At 65.7% G+C, this 17,318-nt stretch carries 13 protein-coding genes; 2 read left to right on the top strand and 11 right to left on the bottom strand.

Annotated features, from left to right (window positions below; genetic code table 11):
* Positions 1–17: 17 nt before the first annotated feature.
* The 8 genes from VES41_RS01100 to oxc form a co-directional block, all read right to left on the bottom strand.
* Entirely contained in the window at positions 18–1,226 is a 1,209-nt protein-coding gene (locus VES41_RS01100; RefSeq protein WP_324811884.1) for an ADP-ribosyltransferase, read from the bottom strand.
* Between the two features lie 731 nt (positions 1,227–1,957).
* Positions 1,958–2,968, bottom strand: coding sequence for a 2-dehydropantoate 2-reductase (locus VES41_RS01095; RefSeq protein WP_324811881.1), 1,011 nt, complete (start codon positions 2,966–2,968; stop codon positions 1,958–1,960).
* A complete protein-coding gene (locus VES41_RS01090) occupies positions 2,965–3,780 on the bottom strand; it encodes a fumarylacetoacetate hydrolase family protein (protein ID WP_324812243.1) in 816 nt (271 codons plus the stop codon). The genes VES41_RS01095 and VES41_RS01090 overlap by 4 nt, the downstream gene beginning before the upstream one ends.
* Before the next feature lie 119 nt (positions 3,781–3,899).
* On the bottom strand, positions 3,900–4,232 hold the full coding sequence (locus VES41_RS01085) for a hypothetical protein (protein WP_324811879.1): 333 nt from the start codon (positions 4,230–4,232) through the stop codon (positions 3,900–3,902).
* Positions 4,233–4,483: 251 nt separating this feature from the next.
* The gene (frc, locus tag VES41_RS01080; RefSeq protein ID WP_324811877.1) at positions 4,484–5,731 is read right to left on the bottom strand and encodes a formyl-CoA transferase; all 1,248 of its coding nucleotides are present in this window, start codon (positions 5,729–5,731) and stop codon (positions 4,484–4,486) included.
* Positions 5,728–6,207 (bottom strand): PAS domain S-box protein, encoded by a 480-nt coding sequence (locus VES41_RS01075; protein WP_324811875.1) that lies wholly within the window; start codon positions 6,205–6,207, stop codon positions 5,728–5,730. The genes frc (VES41_RS01080) and VES41_RS01075 overlap by 4 nt, the downstream gene beginning before the upstream one ends.
* Before the next feature lie 144 nt (positions 6,208–6,351).
* Positions 6,352–7,623 carry a formyl-CoA transferase gene (frc, locus tag VES41_RS01070; RefSeq protein WP_324811873.1) on the bottom strand — a complete coding sequence of 424 codons (1,272 nt, stop codon included), beginning with the start codon at positions 7,621–7,623 and terminating at the stop codon, positions 6,352–6,354.
* Positions 7,624–7,698: 75 nt separating this feature from the next.
* Positions 7,699–9,483 (bottom strand): oxalyl-CoA decarboxylase, encoded by a 1,785-nt coding sequence (gene oxc / locus VES41_RS01065; RefSeq protein WP_324811871.1) that lies wholly within the window; start codon positions 9,481–9,483, stop codon positions 7,699–7,701.
* 147 nt (positions 9,484–9,630) lie between these two features.
* Between oxc and VES41_RS01060 the strand changes: the two genes are divergently transcribed.
* Complete coding sequence (locus VES41_RS01060) at positions 9,631–10,239, top strand: Crp/Fnr family transcriptional regulator (protein WP_324811868.1); 609 nt, start codon at positions 9,631–9,633, stop codon at positions 10,237–10,239.
* A 15-nt stretch (positions 10,240–10,254) separates the two neighbouring features.
* On the opposite strand, the gene VES41_RS01055 is transcribed toward VES41_RS01060, so the two are convergent.
* Positions 10,255–11,166 (bottom strand): glycosyltransferase family A protein, encoded by a 912-nt coding sequence (locus VES41_RS01055; protein WP_324811865.1) that lies wholly within the window; start codon positions 11,164–11,166, stop codon positions 10,255–10,257.
* Positions 11,167–11,255: 89 nt separating this feature from the next.
* Here VES41_RS01055 and VES41_RS01050 point away from each other — a divergent pair, with 89 nt between their 5' ends.
* Entirely contained in the window at positions 11,256–12,533 is a 1,278-nt protein-coding gene (locus tag VES41_RS01050) for a tetratricopeptide repeat protein (protein ID WP_324811863.1), read from the top strand.
* Positions 12,534–12,591: 58 nt separating this feature from the next.
* Here VES41_RS01050 and VES41_RS01045 read toward each other — a convergent pair whose 3' ends face one another.
* Together VES41_RS01045 and VES41_RS01040 are read right to left on the bottom strand one after the other, a co-directional pair.
* Positions 12,592–13,383 carry a hypothetical protein gene (locus VES41_RS01045; protein WP_324811860.1) on the bottom strand — a complete coding sequence of 264 codons (792 nt, stop codon included), beginning with the start codon at positions 13,381–13,383 and terminating at the stop codon, positions 12,592–12,594.
* 24 nt (positions 13,384–13,407) lie between these two features.
* Positions 13,408–17,304 (bottom strand): Ig-like domain-containing protein, encoded by a 3,897-nt coding sequence (locus VES41_RS01040; RefSeq protein ID WP_324811857.1) that lies wholly within the window; start codon positions 17,302–17,304, stop codon positions 13,408–13,410.
* Positions 17,305–17,318 lie beyond the last annotated feature (14 nt).

The following is a 17,318-nucleotide window of genomic DNA, read 5'->3' as shown; positions in this document are numbered from 1 at the left end:
CCGCTCCGGGCGGGGCATCAGAGCGACTCGAACTTCTGCATATCCGCATCCACGACATCCGCGATGTCACGGTCTTCGTTGGGCAGGCGCTGGTTCTTGAAGACGCTCTTGACGTAGAGCTGCGAGTTGCGGGGAAACAGGATCTCCCGCTCCGAGCTCTCGCTGTTGCGCTCGCCCAGGATGTCGGACAGGTTCACGCCCTGGTCCTTGTCGGCCTGGATCCTCAGGAAATAGTTGCGTCTGCCAGCCCTGGCCATTTCCTCGGGTTCGCCGAAGAAGGCGGCAGCCGTTCTTGCATTCTGCGAAGTGCTCAGGAACTGGTCAGGCCGATAGTAGGTTCCGGCTGCAATGTCTGTCGGCGTCCCGGCTGCCGTCTGTACTTTCCCGTATTGATCGGCAGGCGTGCTCTGGCCTCGGTAGACCGTGCCCGCGTCATTGCCGTAGCCGAGCTCGATTCCCCGATCGATGGCGCGGTCGAGTTCCCGCGCGATGGACCGGGTTTCCGGCGTTGCCTGGCCCGCGCTCAGTTCCGCGTTCATGGCATGCGAGTAGACGGAGTACCTTTTCAGCGCAAGGTACGTCCGGAAATCAAGGGATTCGTTCATGCGCTCCCTGTTGAAGTCCGCGCCGAACGAAGCGATGCCCGGCGCGTCTTCCTCATCGGAACTGGCCGCGGAGGAGTCCGGGCTTTCCCTGGGAATCTGTTCGTCGTAGAGCCTGTAGAGATGCCTGCTTTCGGCCGGCCTGAACTGCGGGAACGGCTGCTCCGCGGGAATCCGCCCGTCCGGCAGGCGATCGGGAGGTGCTCCGCCCTTGAGGCCCTGATAGCCGGCGGGCGCCGTCCGGATCTGCTCCTGTTCGGCCTGCACTGGCGGTGGCGAGGCCTCCCCTGCGGCGGCATGTCGGACCGAAGGCGCAACGTCCACGAATTCGCGGGAGAAACGGGAGTTCTGCCTGAGTGCCTGCAACGTGCCATCACCGAGCACCGCGACCTTGTCTGCGCTTGCGGGCCAATCTTGTCCAGCGGCATAGATCTTGGGCGATGCCTCGCGCGTTCTTGGCACGTCCAGGTTGCCTCGAAGCGGCGCCTGGATCTGCGGCGCCTTGCCGCTCCCCGGGTCGAGTGCGAGGTAGCCGCCCTTGAACGTGTGGAGCCGGGCGTCGTTCTCGAGGTTGTAGGTGTTGACCGCTGGTGTCCACCGACCCGCATCGGTCCTGATCGACAAGGGGTTCGCGCCGGCGCCGGCCGGCGTCCTGATCCGATCTCCCAGTTGCTGATAGCCGTCACGCAGCGGTGACGCGAGCGTGTGCGCTCGCGGCGGGATGGATCCGGACAGCGAGGGCGCCCTGGCTGCACCTCGTGATACGGATGACGCCGCACCCGGCGCAGGCGCACCATGGCCTCGGGTGGCTTGCGACAAGGGCTGTGCGGCGCCCTGCGCAGTCGCGCCACTGGCTCGTGCGGGCGAGGGCGAGGGCGCAAGCGTGGACAAGGCCGGCCGAGGTCGTGCAACCGCTCCGAACGGCGCCTTCGGGATTCGACCGCCGCTGAACGCGGCCAGCACGCCGCCAGCCACGGATCCCCATGGATCGAGTTTCCCAGGAATGTTGATCGCCGCGTCCACATGGCGCGTCGAGCCGCCCAGGTTGAGAAATGCCCTGGGTCGCTCGCTGGATCTGTCGAGAAGGGGTGAGCGCTCCTGCCGCCGCTGGGGTGCCCCGCTCGTTTGCCTGGTTGCCTGGCGCGAGGGCGGGTCGAGCAGCGTGTACGTCGATCTGGACGCTGGTGACCGCGTGTTGCCGGCGGATGCTTGTTTGGACGAGGGCGTTGCCGCCCGTGCTGACTTCTGAGTAGTTGCCTTGACCATCGGCGCCATTCTTCAATGGCCGAATTTCGTCCCGATTTCGCGCCGACGCGTCTGCCGCGCCGGCGCGAACCTTCTTGCCGGGAATTGCCTCAGGCGACCGCGCGCAGCCTGACCTGCCCCTTTTCGGTTTCCATGCTGCGCGCCAGCAACTTGACCAGTGCATGGACCGTGTCGATATGCGGCGTTGGCGTGTCGGTCAGGCGCGCCAGCTCGACCACCGATCCGACCAGCGCGTCGATCTCGGGCGACCGACCGGCCTCGACATCCTGCAGCATCGACGTCTTGTGCTTGCCGACCTTTTCCGCACCCGCGATGCGCTTGTCCAGCGTCACGCGGAATTCGATCCCGAGCTTGCCGGCCACGGCCTGCGCTTCGCGCATCATGTCGGCAGCCAGCTCGCGCGAGAGCGGGTATTGGCAGATGTCCACCAGCGTGGCGTGTGCCAGCGCGCTGATCGGGTTGAAGGTGAGGTTGCCCCACAGCTTGAGCCAGATCTCGGCCCGGATGTTGTCCAGGACCGGCGACTTGAAACCTGCGCGCGTGAAGGCGTCGGACACGCGCTGGGCGCGCGTGCTGAGACTGCCGTCGAGCTCGCCCAGCGGAAAGCGCTCGCCCTCGATGTGCCTGACCACGCCGGGGGAGACCAATTCAGAGGCCGGGTAGACCACGCAGCCGAGAATGCGCGCCGGATCGATGGCGCTCAGGAGCTCGCCGTCGGGGTCGACGCTGCGCACCACCGCGCCCTCGTGCGGACCGCCGTGGCGGCTGAAATACCAGAAGGGGATGCCGTTCTGCATCGGCACGATCACGGTATCGGGCCCCAGCAGGTGCGGCAGTTGCGGCAGCACCTCCTGCACCTGATGCGCCTTCATGGCCAGGATGACCACGTCCTGCACGCCGGCCTCGGCGTAGCTCTCGGTCACACGCAGCTCGCGCGCGACCTCCTCGGTGCCATCCGGGTGCATCAGGCGAAAGCCCTGCCTGCGAATGGCTTCCACGTGGCGGGCTCGCACCAGCAGGCTCACTTCTTCTCCGGCCAGGGCCAGCTTGGCGCCGACCAGTCCTCCGATGGCGCCGGCGCCGATGACTGCAATCTTCATGGTGGTTCCAGGTAGTTGATGTCGGGTGCGGCCGGCGCGGGGCCGGCGGGTGCGTAAGGGTTGGCGAGGCAGCCGATGCCGGCGATCTCCACCTCGACCTGGCTGCCCGGCTTCATCGAGCCGACACCGACGGAGGTGCCGCAAAGGATGACGTCGCCAGGCAGCAGCGTCATGTCCATCGAGATCAGGCTGACCAGTTGCGCCACGGAGAAGCGCATGTCGCTGATCGGGTAGTCCTGGCGAACCTCGCCGTTGAGGCGGGTGACCACGCGCAACTGCGCGGCATCCAGCCCGGTGGCGACCACCGGGCCCATCGGGCAGAAGGTGTCGAAGCCCTTGGCGCGGACCCACTGGGCGAAGGAGGCGTCACGGTTGAGGATGTCGGCCACCGTCACGTCGTTGGCGCAGGTGTAGCCGAACACGTGGTCCAGCGCCGCGTCCTCTGTCACGCCGCCGGCGGCCTTTCCGATGACGATGCCCAGTTCGCCCTCGTAGACGACCTTGCCGGCGCAGCGCGGGGCGCGGATGGCCCGGCCGTGCGGCAGATAGCTGTTCGGTGTCTTGAGCAGGTACAGCGGCTCCGCCGGCACCGGCAACGAGAGCTTCTCGCCCAGCGCCTTGAAGTTGTTCCACAGCGCGATGACCTTGCTGGGCTGGCTCGGCGTGAGCGGCTGCAGTTCGGCCAGGGCGATGATGGTGCCGGTGGCCTCGCAGGCCCCGAACATGTCGCCGCGCCATTCATGGACGGTGTTGCCATGCAGCTGGCCGAAGCCTTGGCGGCCGGCGTGCATGAAGCGCAACCAGTGGCGCACCGGGCCAGGCTCCGGCCGCCCGCCGGCGCGGACCGAGGCCGTGCCGGAGGCGAGGGTGGTGGAATCTTCGATGCGCACGCGTGTGTCTCCTTGAGGTGGTTGGTCGGTCGCAGCCGGCGTCACACGCCGATCTCGCGCCCCAGCGTCTCGGCCCAGTCGAACCACGCGGGAGACACCATCGCGCCGGTGCCGCCCAGACGGCGCTTGTGCGCCGCCGCCTTCTCCTCGATCACGGCGCTGAGGAAATCGGCGTCGTAGGCGCGCAGCAGATGCGGCTGGTGCCTCTCGAGGTACAGCCGGATGCGAGCGCCGGCGTCGCTGCGTTCGCGCAGCAGCTGGCCGTAGACGTCGCCGCACCAGTGCCAGCGCAGGCCCAGTTCGTTGAAGGCGGCGTTGTAGGCATTGCGGTCCAGTTCGGCGTCGAGGTATTGGGCGGGCAGATCGTTGTGCATGGCCAGGTTTCCTTGTGCTTGGGTGCCGCGGGGTGGTGGTCGATGGCCTTGGAAAGGCGGCAAAGCGGCGGCACGGAAGGAATCTTCGAAGCCTTGATCAATAAATAACAGTCAAATGTTTTTATGCAATGCATCAACGATTACTGATGCATTTTCGGGCGGCGCAATCCCTGGCTCCCGGCCTTCGGCACGGCGCCAGCCCGGCGCAGCGGACGGCTCCGGCCATCCGCCGGCGTGCCGTCCGCGTCGGCTCAGATGACGCTCAGTTCGCGCAACCGGGCCACTTCTTCGGCGCTGTACCCCAACTGGCCCAGCACCTCTTCGTTGTGCTCGCCCAGCAGCGGCGAGCGGGTCACCTCGGTCGGGCTGTCGCTGAGCTTGATCGGGTTGCCCACCGTCAGATACTTGCCGCGGGTGGGATGGTCCACCTCGACCAGCGTGCCGCTTGCGCGCAGCGACTCGTCGGCGGCGATCTCCTTCATCGACAGGATCGGCCCGCAAGGGATGTCGTGCTTGTTGAGGATTTCCATGACCTCGAACTTGTCCTTGGTCATGGTCCACTGCTCGATGCGGCGGAAGATCGGCTTGAGGTGCAGTAGCCGGGCCTGGGGTGTGGCGTACGCCTCGTCGTCGATCCACCCTTCTTCGCCGATCACCCGGCAGATGGCCGGCCACACGGCGCCCTGGGTGATGAAGTAGATGTACGCATTGGGATCGGTCTCCCAGCCCTTGCACTTGAGAATGGAGCCGGGCTGGCCGCCACCGGACGCGTTGCCCGCGCGCGGCACGGCGTCGCCGAAACGGCCGTCCGGGTACTGCGGATATTCGTGCATGGTGCCGGTGCGCTCCAGCCGCTGCTGGTCGCGCAGCTTGACGCGGCAAAGATTGAGCACGGCGTCCTGCATCGGCGCCAGGACCTTCTGCCCGCGGCCGGTCATGGTGCGCTGATACAGCGCCGCGACGATGCCCAGCGCCAGGTGCAGGCCGGTACCGCTGTCGCCGATCTGTGCACCGGTCACCATCGGTGGACCATCTTCCATGCCGGTGGTGGAGGCGGCGCCGCCGGCGCATTGCGCCACGTTTTCGTAGACCTTGCAGTCCTCGTACTTGCCCGGACCGAACCCCTTGACCGACGCCACGATCATGCGCGGGTTGATCTCGTGGATGTGCTCCCACGTGATGCCCATGCGGTCGAGTGCGCCGGGGGCGAAGTTCTCCACCAGCACGTCGCAGGTCTTGATCAGCCGGTCCAGCACCTTCTTGCCCTCGGGCTTCTTGGTGTCCAGCGTGATCGACCGCTTGTTGTGGTTGAGCATGGTGAAGTACAGGCTGTCGGCGCCCGGGATGTCGCGCAGCTGCCCGCGCGTCGCGTCACCCTCGCCGGCGCGTTCGACCTTGATCACGTCGGCGCCGAACCAGGCCAGCAACTGGGTGCACGTCGGCCCGGACTGGACGTGCGTGAAATCGAGGATGCGGACACCCTCCAAAGCCTTGCTCATCGAGCATCTCCTGTGGAATTGATGATCTTCTCGGCTTCGGCGACCCGGGCGCGCAACTTGCGCTCTTCCTGGAATCGCTCGGTCTCGTCGCGCACGATGGCGACGATGGCACTGACTTTGCCGTCGCCGCCATGCAGCAGCGACACGGTGAACGCGATGGACAGCGGGCGGCCTTCCTTGTGCAGCGCCGGCACCTTCAGCAAGGTGGTGCCGTAGCGCGTGACGCCGGTCTCCATCGTCTTGACATAGCCGTCCCAGTGGCGCTGACGCTGGCGCTCGGGGATGATGAGGTCGAGCGAGCGGCCCATGGCCTCTTCGCGCGAGAAACCGAAAATGCGTTCGCAGGCAGGGTTCCACAGGATGATGTCCCCGCGTGCGTCGCACACGACGATCGCATCGCCTGCGCCTTCGACCAGTTGCGCGAGGTCGATCGCCGGAAGCTTCTTGTTGTTGTTGACTTGCGTGGGTTCGCTCATGTCCTTCTCCGGGGGGCAAAAAAATGGCCGGCGCGCCGAAGACTCTCGTCTTCGCGCTACCGGCCACATTTCACCTCAAATGTTGCGTCGGGTTTACCCGCGCGGCCGGCCCTGCCGGGCCGCCGGGGGCCCGGCGCAACTGGATCAGACGATCTTGCTTTCGTGCATCTTGGCGATCTGTTCCTTGCTGTAGCCCAGTTCGGCCAGCACGTCGTCGGTGTGCTCGCCCAGCAGGGGCGATGCGGTCACCTCGGGCTTGAGATCCGAGAACTTGATCGGGCTGCCGATGGTGAAGTAGCTGCCGCGCTCCTTGTGCGGCACTTCCACGATGGAGCCGCTCTTGCGCAGCGACTCGTCGCGAAGCAGTTCCTTCATCGACAGCACGGGAGCGCAGGGGATGTCGAACTTGCGGAAGATGTCCACGGCTTCGAACTTCGTCTTGTCCTTGATGAAGTCTTCGATGGTGGCGAAGATCTGCTCGATGTGCGGCTGGCGGGCCTGGGCGGTGGTGTAGTCCGGATCGGTCTTCCACTCGGGCTTGCCCAGCGCGTCGCAGATCGGCTCCCAGGCGTGGCCTTGCACCGTGAAGTAGATGTAGGCGTTGGGGTCGGTTTCCCAGCCCTTGCACTTGAGGATCCAGCCCGGCTGGCCGCCGCCGCCGGCGTTGCCGCCGCGCGGCGTGACCTTGTCCTTGAAGGCTTCCATCTCGTGCGGGTACTGCGGGTATTCCTCCAGGTAGCCGACTTTCTCCAGGCGTTGCTGGTCGCGCATCTTCACGCGGCACAGGTTGAGCACGGCGTCCTGCATCGAGCAGGCCACCTTCTGGCCCTTGCCGGTCTTCTCGCGGCCGATGATGGCCGTGAGGATGCCGATGGCCAGGTGCATGCCGGTGTTGGAGTCGCCCAGCGCTGCCGCCGAGATGGTCGGCACCGAGTTCTCGCCCTTCCACCAGCCGGTGGTGGAGGCGGCGCCGCCGGCGCACTGCGCAACGTTTTCGTAGACCTTCAGGTCCTCGTAGTGGTGGCCTTCCGAGAAGCCCTTGACCGAGGCGTGGATCAGCTTCGGGTTCAGTTCCTGGATGCGGGCCCAGGTGAAGCCCATGCGGTCGAGCGCGCCGGGGCCGAAGTTCTCCACCAGCACGTCGGATTCACGCACCAGCTTCTCCAGCACTTCCTTGCCTTCCTTGGTCTTGGTGTCCAGGGTGATGGAGCGCTTGTTGCTGTTGAGCATGGTGAAGTACAGCGCGTCGACGTTGGGAATGTCGCGCAACTGGCTGCGGGTCACGTCGCCAGCACCCGGACGCTCGACCTTGATCACGTCGGCGCCGAACCAGGCCAGCATCTGCGTGCATGCCGGACCGGCCTGCACGTGGGTGAAGTCGATGATCTTGATGCCGTCGAGAGGTTTGTTGCTCATGTGCGTATCTCCTGGGTTGCCTGGGTTGTCTTTGGATGTGTATGTGTCGGGATCAGATGCTGGATCGGGCCGGGCTCATGCCTTCTTCTTGGCCGTGGCCGGGTTCAGGCTGGTGATGCGGCCGCTTTCGGTGCCGGCGGTCTCGTCGATCACGGCGTTGATCAGCGTCGGACGACCGGAGGCGACGGCCTCGGCCAAGGCCTTCTGCAGCTCGTCGGCGGTGGTGGCATGCACGCCAACGCCGCCGAACGCCTCCATCATCTTGTCGTAGCGCGCGCCCTTGACGAACACGGTGGGAGCCACGTCCGGCGTACCGCTGGGGTTGACGTCGGTGCCGCGGTACACGCCGTTGTTGTTGAACACGATGATGCAGATCGGCAGGTTGTAGCGGCAGATCGTCTCCACTTCCATGCCGGAGAAGCCGAATGCGCTGTCGCCCTCGACCGCGATCACCGGCTTGCCGGTGACCACCGCTGCGGCCACCGCGAAGCCCATCCCGATGCCCATGATTCCCCAGGTGCCGACGTCCAGCCGCTTGCGCGGCTCATACATGTCGACGATGGAACGGGCGAAGTCGAGCGTATTGGCGCCTTCGTTGACGAACATCGCATCCGGCCGGGCCTTGACCTGGTCGCGGATGACCGACAGCGCGCTGTGGAAGTTCATCGGCGACGGCCGGGCCGCCAGTTGCTGGGCCATCTTGGCCAGGTTCTTTTCCTTGCGCTCGGCGATCGCGCCGGTCCAGTCGGCCGGGGGCTTGGCCCAGTTGCCGCCCATGCCTGCCACCAGCGCCGCCACGCACGAGCCGATGTCGCCGATCACCGGGGCGGCAATGGCCACGTTGGAGTCGATCTCGGTCGGTGCAATGTCGATCTGGATGAATTGCTTGGCGCCCTTGTCGGCGCCCCAGGTCTTGCCCTTGCCGTGCGAGAGCAGCCAGTTCAGGCGCGCACCGACCAGCAGGACCACGTCGGCTTCCTGCAGCACGTACGAGCGGGCGGCGGCGGCCGATTGTGCGTGCGTGTCGGGCAGCAGGCCCTTGGCCATCGACATCGGCAGGTACGGGATGCCGGAGGTCTCGACCAGGGCGCGGATGTCCGCGTCGGCCTGGGCATAGGCGGCGCCCTTGCCCAGCAGGATCAGCGGGCGCTTGGCGCCCTTGAGCAGATCGAGGGCGCGCTTGACCGAATCCTGTGCCGGGATCTGGCGCGGGGCCGGATCGACCACCTTGATCAGCGACTGCTTGCCGGCCACGGCGTCCATGGTCTGGGCGAACAGCTTGGCCGGCAGGTCCAGGTAGACGCCGCCCGGCCGGCCCGAGACCGCGGCGCGGATGGCGCGCGCGATGCCCACGCCGATATCCTGCGCATGCAGCACGCGGAAGGCGGCCTTGCACAGCGGCTTGGCGATGGCCAGCTGGTCCATTTCCTCGTAGTCGCCTTGTTGCAGGTCGACGATCTCGCGCTCCGACGAACCCGAGATCAGGATCATCGGGAAGCAGTTGGTGGTGGCGTTGGCCAGGGCCGTGAGGCCGTTCAGGAAGCCCGGCGCCGAGACCGTCAGGCAGATGCCGGGCTTTTGCGTCAGGAAGCCGGCCGCAGCGGCGGCGTTGCCGGCATGTTGCTCATGGCGGAAGGAGATGACGCGCAAGCCCTCGGCCTGCGCCATGCGCGTCAGGTCGGTGATCGGAATGCCGGGCAGCGCAAAGATGGTGTCGATGTCGTTGAGCTTGAGCGCATCGAGGACCAGGTGGAACCCGTCCGTGGTCTCGGCCTCGGGCGTATCGCTGGCAATGCTCTTGATGGCGCGTGCGATCGCCGGGTCGAGCGTCGCGGGCTGCTGGTCGGTGACGGAAGACATGTCTCTCCTTCTTGCTTGTCGAGGGGTGGGCGAAGCCCGAGCCACGACTATGATTCGCGGCGTCCCCTCGGGGCGTTGACCTCGGTCAACTTTCGCAAAAACGATGCGGGCGCCCCGCGGCCCGTCGTGCAAGGCAGTAAGACAGAAATGACGTTGCTGGAAAACCACCCGGAGAAAAACATCATTCGCCTCCAGCTCCGGGAGAACGTAGTGCTCAAGGACCTGAGCGACAGCGAGCGCGCCGAACTGGAAGGCCACCTGACAGTCGTGGATGGCAACAAGGGCGACTTCCTGCTGCTGCAGGGGGTGCGCGACATGACCCAGTACTTCATCCTCGACGGCATCCTCAAGCGGGTGGTCAGCAACCCGGAGGGCAAGGAGATGATCCTGCGCTTCGCCGACGAGAACGACATGGAGACCAGCTACGCCGCGCTGCGGCTGGGCACGCCCACGCCCTACGGCATCGTCTGCGTGACCAAGGCGCGGGTGGCCACGCTGCCGCTGAAGGAATGGATCGCCTTCCTCAACCGCCATCCGGACGCCAAGGAGCACTTCGAGTACGCGGTGATGAAGGGCATGAGCGAAATCATGGCCCACACCATCACGCTGCACCTGCTCGACGCGCCCGGGCGCGTGCACCGGTTCATGCGCAAGCACCCGGAACTGGCCGAGCGCATTCCGCGCAAGGAACTGGCGTCGTACCTGAATCTCTCCGCAGAAACCCTGAGCCGCCTGCGGGCCAAGGGGAAGATCTGATCGAGGACGCCGGATTCAGCCGGCATGCCTTTGCATGGCCGCCTGCCACCGCTGCTGGCAGGCGGCGAGGTAGTGCCGGACCCGCCGGGTGTTCTCTCCGAACTCGGATGTTCCGCACGCCATCGCCTTCGGAATGACCGCAAGGCCGGCCTGCAGCCGCTCGAACGCAACGCCCGGTGGGCTCGACCATTGCAGCAGGGGCTCGAGCAGATCCATGTCGGCCTCGCTCAGCGCAGGGAAGAACTTGGCCATCACCCGTTTCCTGACGGCCGAAAGGATGGTCCGGATGGACATCAGGTCCCTCGACTGCTGCCCGGCGTGAAGACGGTAGTGCACGAGAGGCCGCGGCAGGTTGGCGAACCTGGCGTGTGCAAACATGGCGTCGACGAAGAAGTTCCAGTCGAACGCCCACCACCTGGACGGATCGCAGCGCAGCCCTGACTCCTTGACCAGCTCACGGCGGAACATGGCCGTGGGGTTGATGATGTTCTGGACGCCGACGAGAAGTTGGGCCTTGATCGTGGCGTCGTCTTCGGGTGCCAGGATCCTTGCCTGCGTTGTGCCAAAGCACTCGACCATGCCGCCGAGCAACTTGATTCCCGGGTTCGCGCGGAAGAAGTCGATCTGTGCCTGAAGCCGGTAGGCAGGCGCGATGTCGTCCTGGTCCATGTGCGCGATGTATGTGCCTTGCGCAACCTCGTGCCCGCGTCGGGTTGCCGCCGCGGTGCCCGAGTTGCCGGGCATTGCGACAAGCCTGACGCGACTGTCCTTGATCGAGCTGACGATCTCGGCGGATCTGTCCGTCGAGCCGTCGTCGATCGCAATGAGTTCGAAGTCCTTGAAGTGCTGCGTCAGGATGGAGTCGATGGCCTCCCTGAGATAGCGCGCTCCGTTGTAGATGGGCATGACCACGGAGATGTGTGGCATCGTTGTTCCCTTGGGGATGGCTGTATGAGACAGCGTGAGGACCGGATGGCTTCGCGCCCTATGATGAGCCGCGAAGGAGGAGGGGCGGCATGCACATGAAGAAGCGCGCCGGCTTGCGCAAGACCGTCGGGCCGTCAGAGAAGTTTGCACGCGAGTTCGAGATGCACAGGCGGCGCTTTGTCGAGGCGACGGCCAGGGAAGACTACGCAACGGCGGCGCAGGCGGCCGAGGCCGTTCTGAAGGTTCAGGCCGGCAACATCGGCGTGATGGCGGACTATGCGTTTGCCTTGCTGCGGCAGAGTCGGCACGAGGAGGCGCGCGAGGTGTACCTTCGCGTCTACGCGGCGAACGCCGGTCGCGTGCAGCCTGGTCAAACTTGGTTGGACGGCCTGGCGGAGACCTGCGGCTGGCTGAACCGGCCGGACGATGTCCGCCGTTTCGGCAAGGAGTCGCTCGACCAGGCCGACGCCCGCCTGCGGGGAGGCCCCGCCAGCCCGATCTTGCGCGCCCCGCCACCATTCGAGGCCGACGCTGCCGAGCGCAACATCATCTCGTACACGCTGTTCGGCGGAAGTCCGCGCTACTGCGAGCCGGCCGTGAAGAACGTGGAGGTTGCCGCCGATCTGTTTCCGCATTGGCGCTGTCGCGTCTATCTCGACGACACAGTACCGGCCCCTGTACGCCGGCGCCTGCGGGATGCGGGGGCCCAGGTCGTTGACATGACTGGTCAACGGGCGTGCGGCCTCCATCCGCTGATGTGGCGCTTTCTGGTTGCGGACGACCCTCGGGTGTCTCGTTTTCTCGTGAGGGACGCGGACGCGTTGCTTTCGGAACGCGAGCAGGCAGCGGTTCAGGCATGGACGGAAAGTCACTTCTGGTTTCACCATATGCGCGACTACTTCACGCACACCGAGCTGATCCTCGCCGGGCTCTGGGGTGGTTGCCGCGGCGTTCTTCCGCCGTTGCTGCCGTTGATGAATAGCTGGTTGGCCAGGCAGCGTGACCTGACCCGCTTTGTCGATCAGATCTTCCTGCGCGAGGCAGTCTGGCCGACCTTGCGCCAGAGTTTGCTGAGCCATGACGAGCTTTTCGGCTTTCACGACGCCCAGCCGTTTCCCGCCCATCCGCCGGTTCGGTGGCATACCGACTCGTTTCACGTGGGCAGCAACACTGGATTCAAGCGCATTCGGGGGACCAGCAAGAAGGCCGATGGCGAAGCTCAGCAATGGACCGTGCTGGATGAGAAGGACCGAATGGTGTGTGACTACAGTTCTTCGGTCCAGGATGGCCACTGGGAAGCAAGCTTGCCGTTCTTCGTCGCCGACCCAATTGCGGCGGGCCGCTGGAAGGTGACGCAGGCCCCGTAGGGCCGCGGCAAGGCGCACTCATCTCCTCGGCGCCTGCGTGTGCCGGGAGATGGCGGGCCTACAGGATTGCCAACTGGACGGTGTCTTCGACCGGCAGTTCGGAACTCGTGCCAGAGGCAAAGCCTGCGCCGAAGCTGGCCCAGTCGCTCCAGGAAGGCAGGCTCGCGCGGCCATTGCCCTGTGTCTCGCTGCCTTGCGACGCATGCTGTCCACCGGGCATGGCGATGTCGCCCGAGCCGAGGAGCGCGGTCAGGTCGATGCTCATGGCTGATGCGTCGAACAGCATGGAGTCCGAACCCGCGGTGCTGTCGGTGCTTCCGCCAGTCAGGCCCACTGCTTCGAACAGGCCGGACAGGTCGATGTCGAAGTCCGACGCCCCAAGCGACGGCAACACGTCGGCGCACGCGCAGTCGGTGGGGATCAGATCCTCGAGGGCGCCGAGATCAACCGTGCTGTCGCCGCCGAGGCCGACAGAGTCGAATAGGCCGGACAGGTCGAGGTTGAAGCTGGCGTCGTCGGCTGCGACGTCGACCGAGCCGGCACCGCTGGTGCTGTCGCCGCCGAGGCCGACAGAGTCGAACAAGCCAGACAGGTCGAGGTTGAAGCCGGCGTCGTCGGCTGCGACGTCAACCGAGCCGGCGCCGCTGGTGGTGTCGCCGCCCAGGCCGACAGAGTCGAACAGGCCGGACAGGTCGAGATCGAAGCCGGAGTCGCCTGCCGTGATGTCGATCGGGCCGCTGGTGATTTCGCTGCCCAGTCCGATCGAGTCGAACAACCCGGACAAGTCGAAATCGAGCTCGGCGCCGACGTGCCCGAGGCCAGCGGCAATATCAATATCTGTATGTGCCAATTTTTCATTCTCCCCGTTTGAAAGTCACAGGATTGCCACCTGCACCTTGTCCTCGACCAGCAACTCGGCATTGCCGCTGGTGTAGACGCTGTACTGGGCGCCGTCGACGCTCGCCGTGCCGGCATTGGTCCAGCCGTCCGCGGTCGACAGGCTCAGTACGCCGCCATCGCCGTCCACCTGCATTTGCACCTTGCCATCCTGCAGGGCGAGGTTGTGCTCGCCATGCTCGATGACATCGGTGACGTCGAGTGACAGCCGGTTGGCGCCCGTGCCGAGGTCGAACTTCTCGAAGCCCTGCACCTTCAGCCCGAGTGCCGAGAGGTCGACGTTCATGCCCGAGCCGCTGAACACGAGGGTGTCCATGCCAAGCCCGCCATCGACGCGGGCGAACCCGTCGCTGACGATGCCGATCACGTCGTCACCGGCGCCTCCGTAGGCGACGTCGCCCGCGCCGATGGCGCTGAGCGTGTCGTTGCCCACACCGCCGCTGAGCCGGTCGACCCCCGCGGTGGCGCTGATCTGGTCGTCTGCGACCGTGAACGCCTGCGTGAGGTTGCCGACCTCTCCGGTGTAGATGTCATAGCGGCCGCCGTCCGGCGCCCCGTCATCGCTCTCCCAGCTGGAGATGCCGATGTCGGCCAGGCCGTCCCCGTTCCAGTCGCCCATGGCCGCGTTGGTGCCGGAGAAGTCGCGCTCGGCGTCCCCATCCCAGCGCCGCGCCAGGCCGCTGGCCACCAGGGCTTCGAGATCCATGTCTGCCTGGTAGCCACCGGCACGGCCATACACCAGGTAGGTTGCGCCGTTGTCGGTCAGGCCTTTGGTGTCGGCATTGGGCGCGCCCATGAGGAAGTCGTCCAGGCCGTCGCCATTGACGTCACCGGCCCCGCGCACGCCGTTGCCCAGGTTGGGGTTGGTACCCAGGCCCGAAGAGCTGAGGGTGAAGCCGTTGGTTCCGTTGAGCGAATCGAGGTTGAAATCGCTCCAGCTGCCCGACTTGCCGAACACCACGTAGGTGCGTCCCGGCGCCATGCCGTCGTCGTTCTGGTTGTCGCCCCAGCCCGGCGAGCCGATGGCGAAGTCGGCGATGCCGTCGCCGTTGATGTCGCCGAGTTCGGCCACCGTGTTGGTGGCGCCGAACACACCGTTGCCGTGCGCCGCACCGCCCTGGTCGTGCACGATGTCACCCAGTTGCTCGCCGTGCTCGGCGCCGCCGATGCGGATGCCGATGTTGGCATAGTCCGTCAGCTGCATGGAAGCGGGCAATTGCTGCGCGGAGCCCCATACCAGGTAGGCGTTGCCGGCATAGGTGTTCCCATCGGCGGCCTGGTCCGGATACGTCATGATGAAGTCCTGATAGCCGTCGTGGTTGACGTCGCCCACCATGTTCAGGTGGTCGGCGAAGCTGCTGTTGCCGCCAGGGCTTGAGATGAAGGACGCGCCACTGGTGACCTTCTGGCCTGTCGTGTGGTTGTACAGGCCGTCGCCTCGCACTTCATAGTTGTGGGCCCAGGTCCCGGTACCTGCGGCCGCGGCGTTGCCGTAGAGCACATACATGGTGTTGCCGGAGGATTCGGTCACGAGGATATCGGCGTAGCCGTCGCCGTTGATGTCGCCCCCTGATGCGCCGTCGGCTGTCCAGGCGCCGCCCCAGCCGAAGCGGAAGCCGTTGGCGTTGGCGCCGGATGCAAAGATGCTGCCCAGGTTGATCTGCGACGTCCCCGTCTCACGGCCGAAGAGGACGTAGGCGGAATCTTCCCGGTGACCACCGATGATGATGTCGTCGTAGCCGTCGCCGTTGATGTCCCCCATCTGGTTGATGTTGATGCCCGTCTTGCCGATATCTGAGGTCACACCCGCGTTGTTCATGCGGATGCCCTGGTCTGGCGTCAAGTTGTCCATGTCGGACAGCGACGGCAGACCCTCGACCCCGCCGTAGACCAGATACAAGTCTGAGTTCGCCCCTCCGCCCTCGGAGCCGCGCTGCATGTGCGGCGCCGACACGAGGAAGTCCTCGAAACCGTCGCCGTTGAAGTCGCCCGCGGAGGTCATGTCCCAGCCGAGGCCGTCGTCCGCTTGCGTGCCCACGCCCGAAGAAGCCTGATCGCGGTCGATCACCAGACGTGCGGCCGGGTTGTCGTCCAGCAGTGCGGCGTCCGACTGATTGCCGCTCGAGTCGACCAGAACGGATTTGAGGTTGTATGTGCCATCGGGCATCAATGGCAACGCATGGCTGAACGTAGCGCCATTGGAGCCGGCGGCCGAGACGGCTATGTTGTCAGCGAACACGGTGTCGCCCGCATCGAGCATGCCGTTGTTGTTGACGTCATCAAACAGCGTTGCGTTGACCGAGCCAGCATTGACCTCTGCCATGTCGGCCTCATTCAACCCGGAAACCGTGCCGTTGATCAGCGGGTTGGTCACGCTGGTGATGTTGTCCGTTGCGTTGACGCCGTTGTCGCTGGCCGTGTCCAGGTCGATCGCGGCCTGCGCGCTGATGGCGGCAGTATCCACATTGATCGCGTACGCGGCGCTTTGGGTCGGGTTGCCCGCAGAGTCCGTGGCAATCGCCACGAACTGGACCGAACCATCCGACAGCGCCTGCTCGACCTGCAGACTCCAGCTTCCGTTTGCCGATACGGTGGTGCTTCCGAGCGAGTGAACCCCGGCCGCGTCGCTGAACTGCACCACGACAACGCTGCCGGCCTCGCCGGAGCCACTGATCCTGGGCGTGTTGTCGTCGGTGTAGCCGCCGGGTGCGACAGTGCCGTGCGTCAGGCCTGCGTCGTCGTACACGTCGTCGATTGACACAAAGGCCGGTGCCTGGGTGTCGATGGTGACTTCGAATGGCGCCGATTCCGGCCCCGGGTTGCCGGCGGCATCGAGAGCGATGATCGTGATGTCGTGCAGCCCTTCGGCAAGTTCAGGCGGTGTGAATGTCCACGCCCCATCCGGGCTGGCCTGAGTTTCGCCGAGGTAATTCCCCCCGTCGTAGACACGGACCGTGTCGCCAGGCTCCGCAGTGCCTTGGAATGTCGGCGTGGTGTCATTGGTGCTGTCGCCGCTGCTGAGCGCACCTGTGATCGGATCAACGTCGTCGAGCGCGCCAGTGATGGCCGCCGAGCCGGACGGCGGCGGCTGCGTATCCACGGTGAATTCGACCGCTGCGCTGGACTCGCTCGTATTGCCTGCAGCATTTCGAGCCGTCGCCGTGATCGAGTGCAGGCCGTCTGACAGTTCGAATTCAGGCGTGACACTCCACGTACCATCCGGCTGTACGGTGGCGGAGCCGAGAGTCTCGGAGCCTTCGCGCACCGTGATGACTTCCCCGGCATTGCCGATGCCGTTGATCTGTGGCTGCGTGTCGTTGGTGGCGCCACCCGCGGCGATGCTGCCGGTGACCGGGTCGATGTCGTCTACAAGGCCGGTGATCTGTGGCGCAGTGGTTGGGCCAGTCGCGATGGTGATATCCACTGCCTGACTGGGTTGACTCGGATTTCCTGCGGCATCCGTCACCACGGTGGTGAAGCTGTGGTCTCCGTTCGACAGGTCGCTCGTCGGCGTGATGGTCCAGGCGCCATCTGGATCCACGGTGGCCGTGCCGATGATCACGTCGCCGTCCAGGACAGTGATGGTGTCGCCCGCGTTGCCTGTACCCCTGAATTCGGGCCGCGCGTCGTCCGTTGTGTCGCCATTGCTCAGGAGGCCCTGTACTTCGCCCTGATCGTCGAAGACCTCCGGCGCCGGCGGCTGAACCGGTGCGTCAGAGTCGACGGTGACCGTGTATGGCGCGCTGTTGATGGGGTTGCCCGCGGGGTCGCGTTCCTCGGCGACGATGGCGTTGGGGCCGGTGGCCAGGGCGTTGCTGTTCTCGACCTGCACGCTCCAGGTGCCGTCCTGGGCCACGGTGGTGGTGCCCAGCACGCGCTCGCCGACCT

The organism is Variovorax sp. (genome assembly GCF_035634955.1).
Lineage (GTDB): Bacteria > Pseudomonadota > Gammaproteobacteria > Burkholderiales > Burkholderiaceae_C > Variovorax.
Note: the sequence above shows the minus strand (reverse complement) of the source record. Positions and strands in the feature narration are given on the sequence as shown.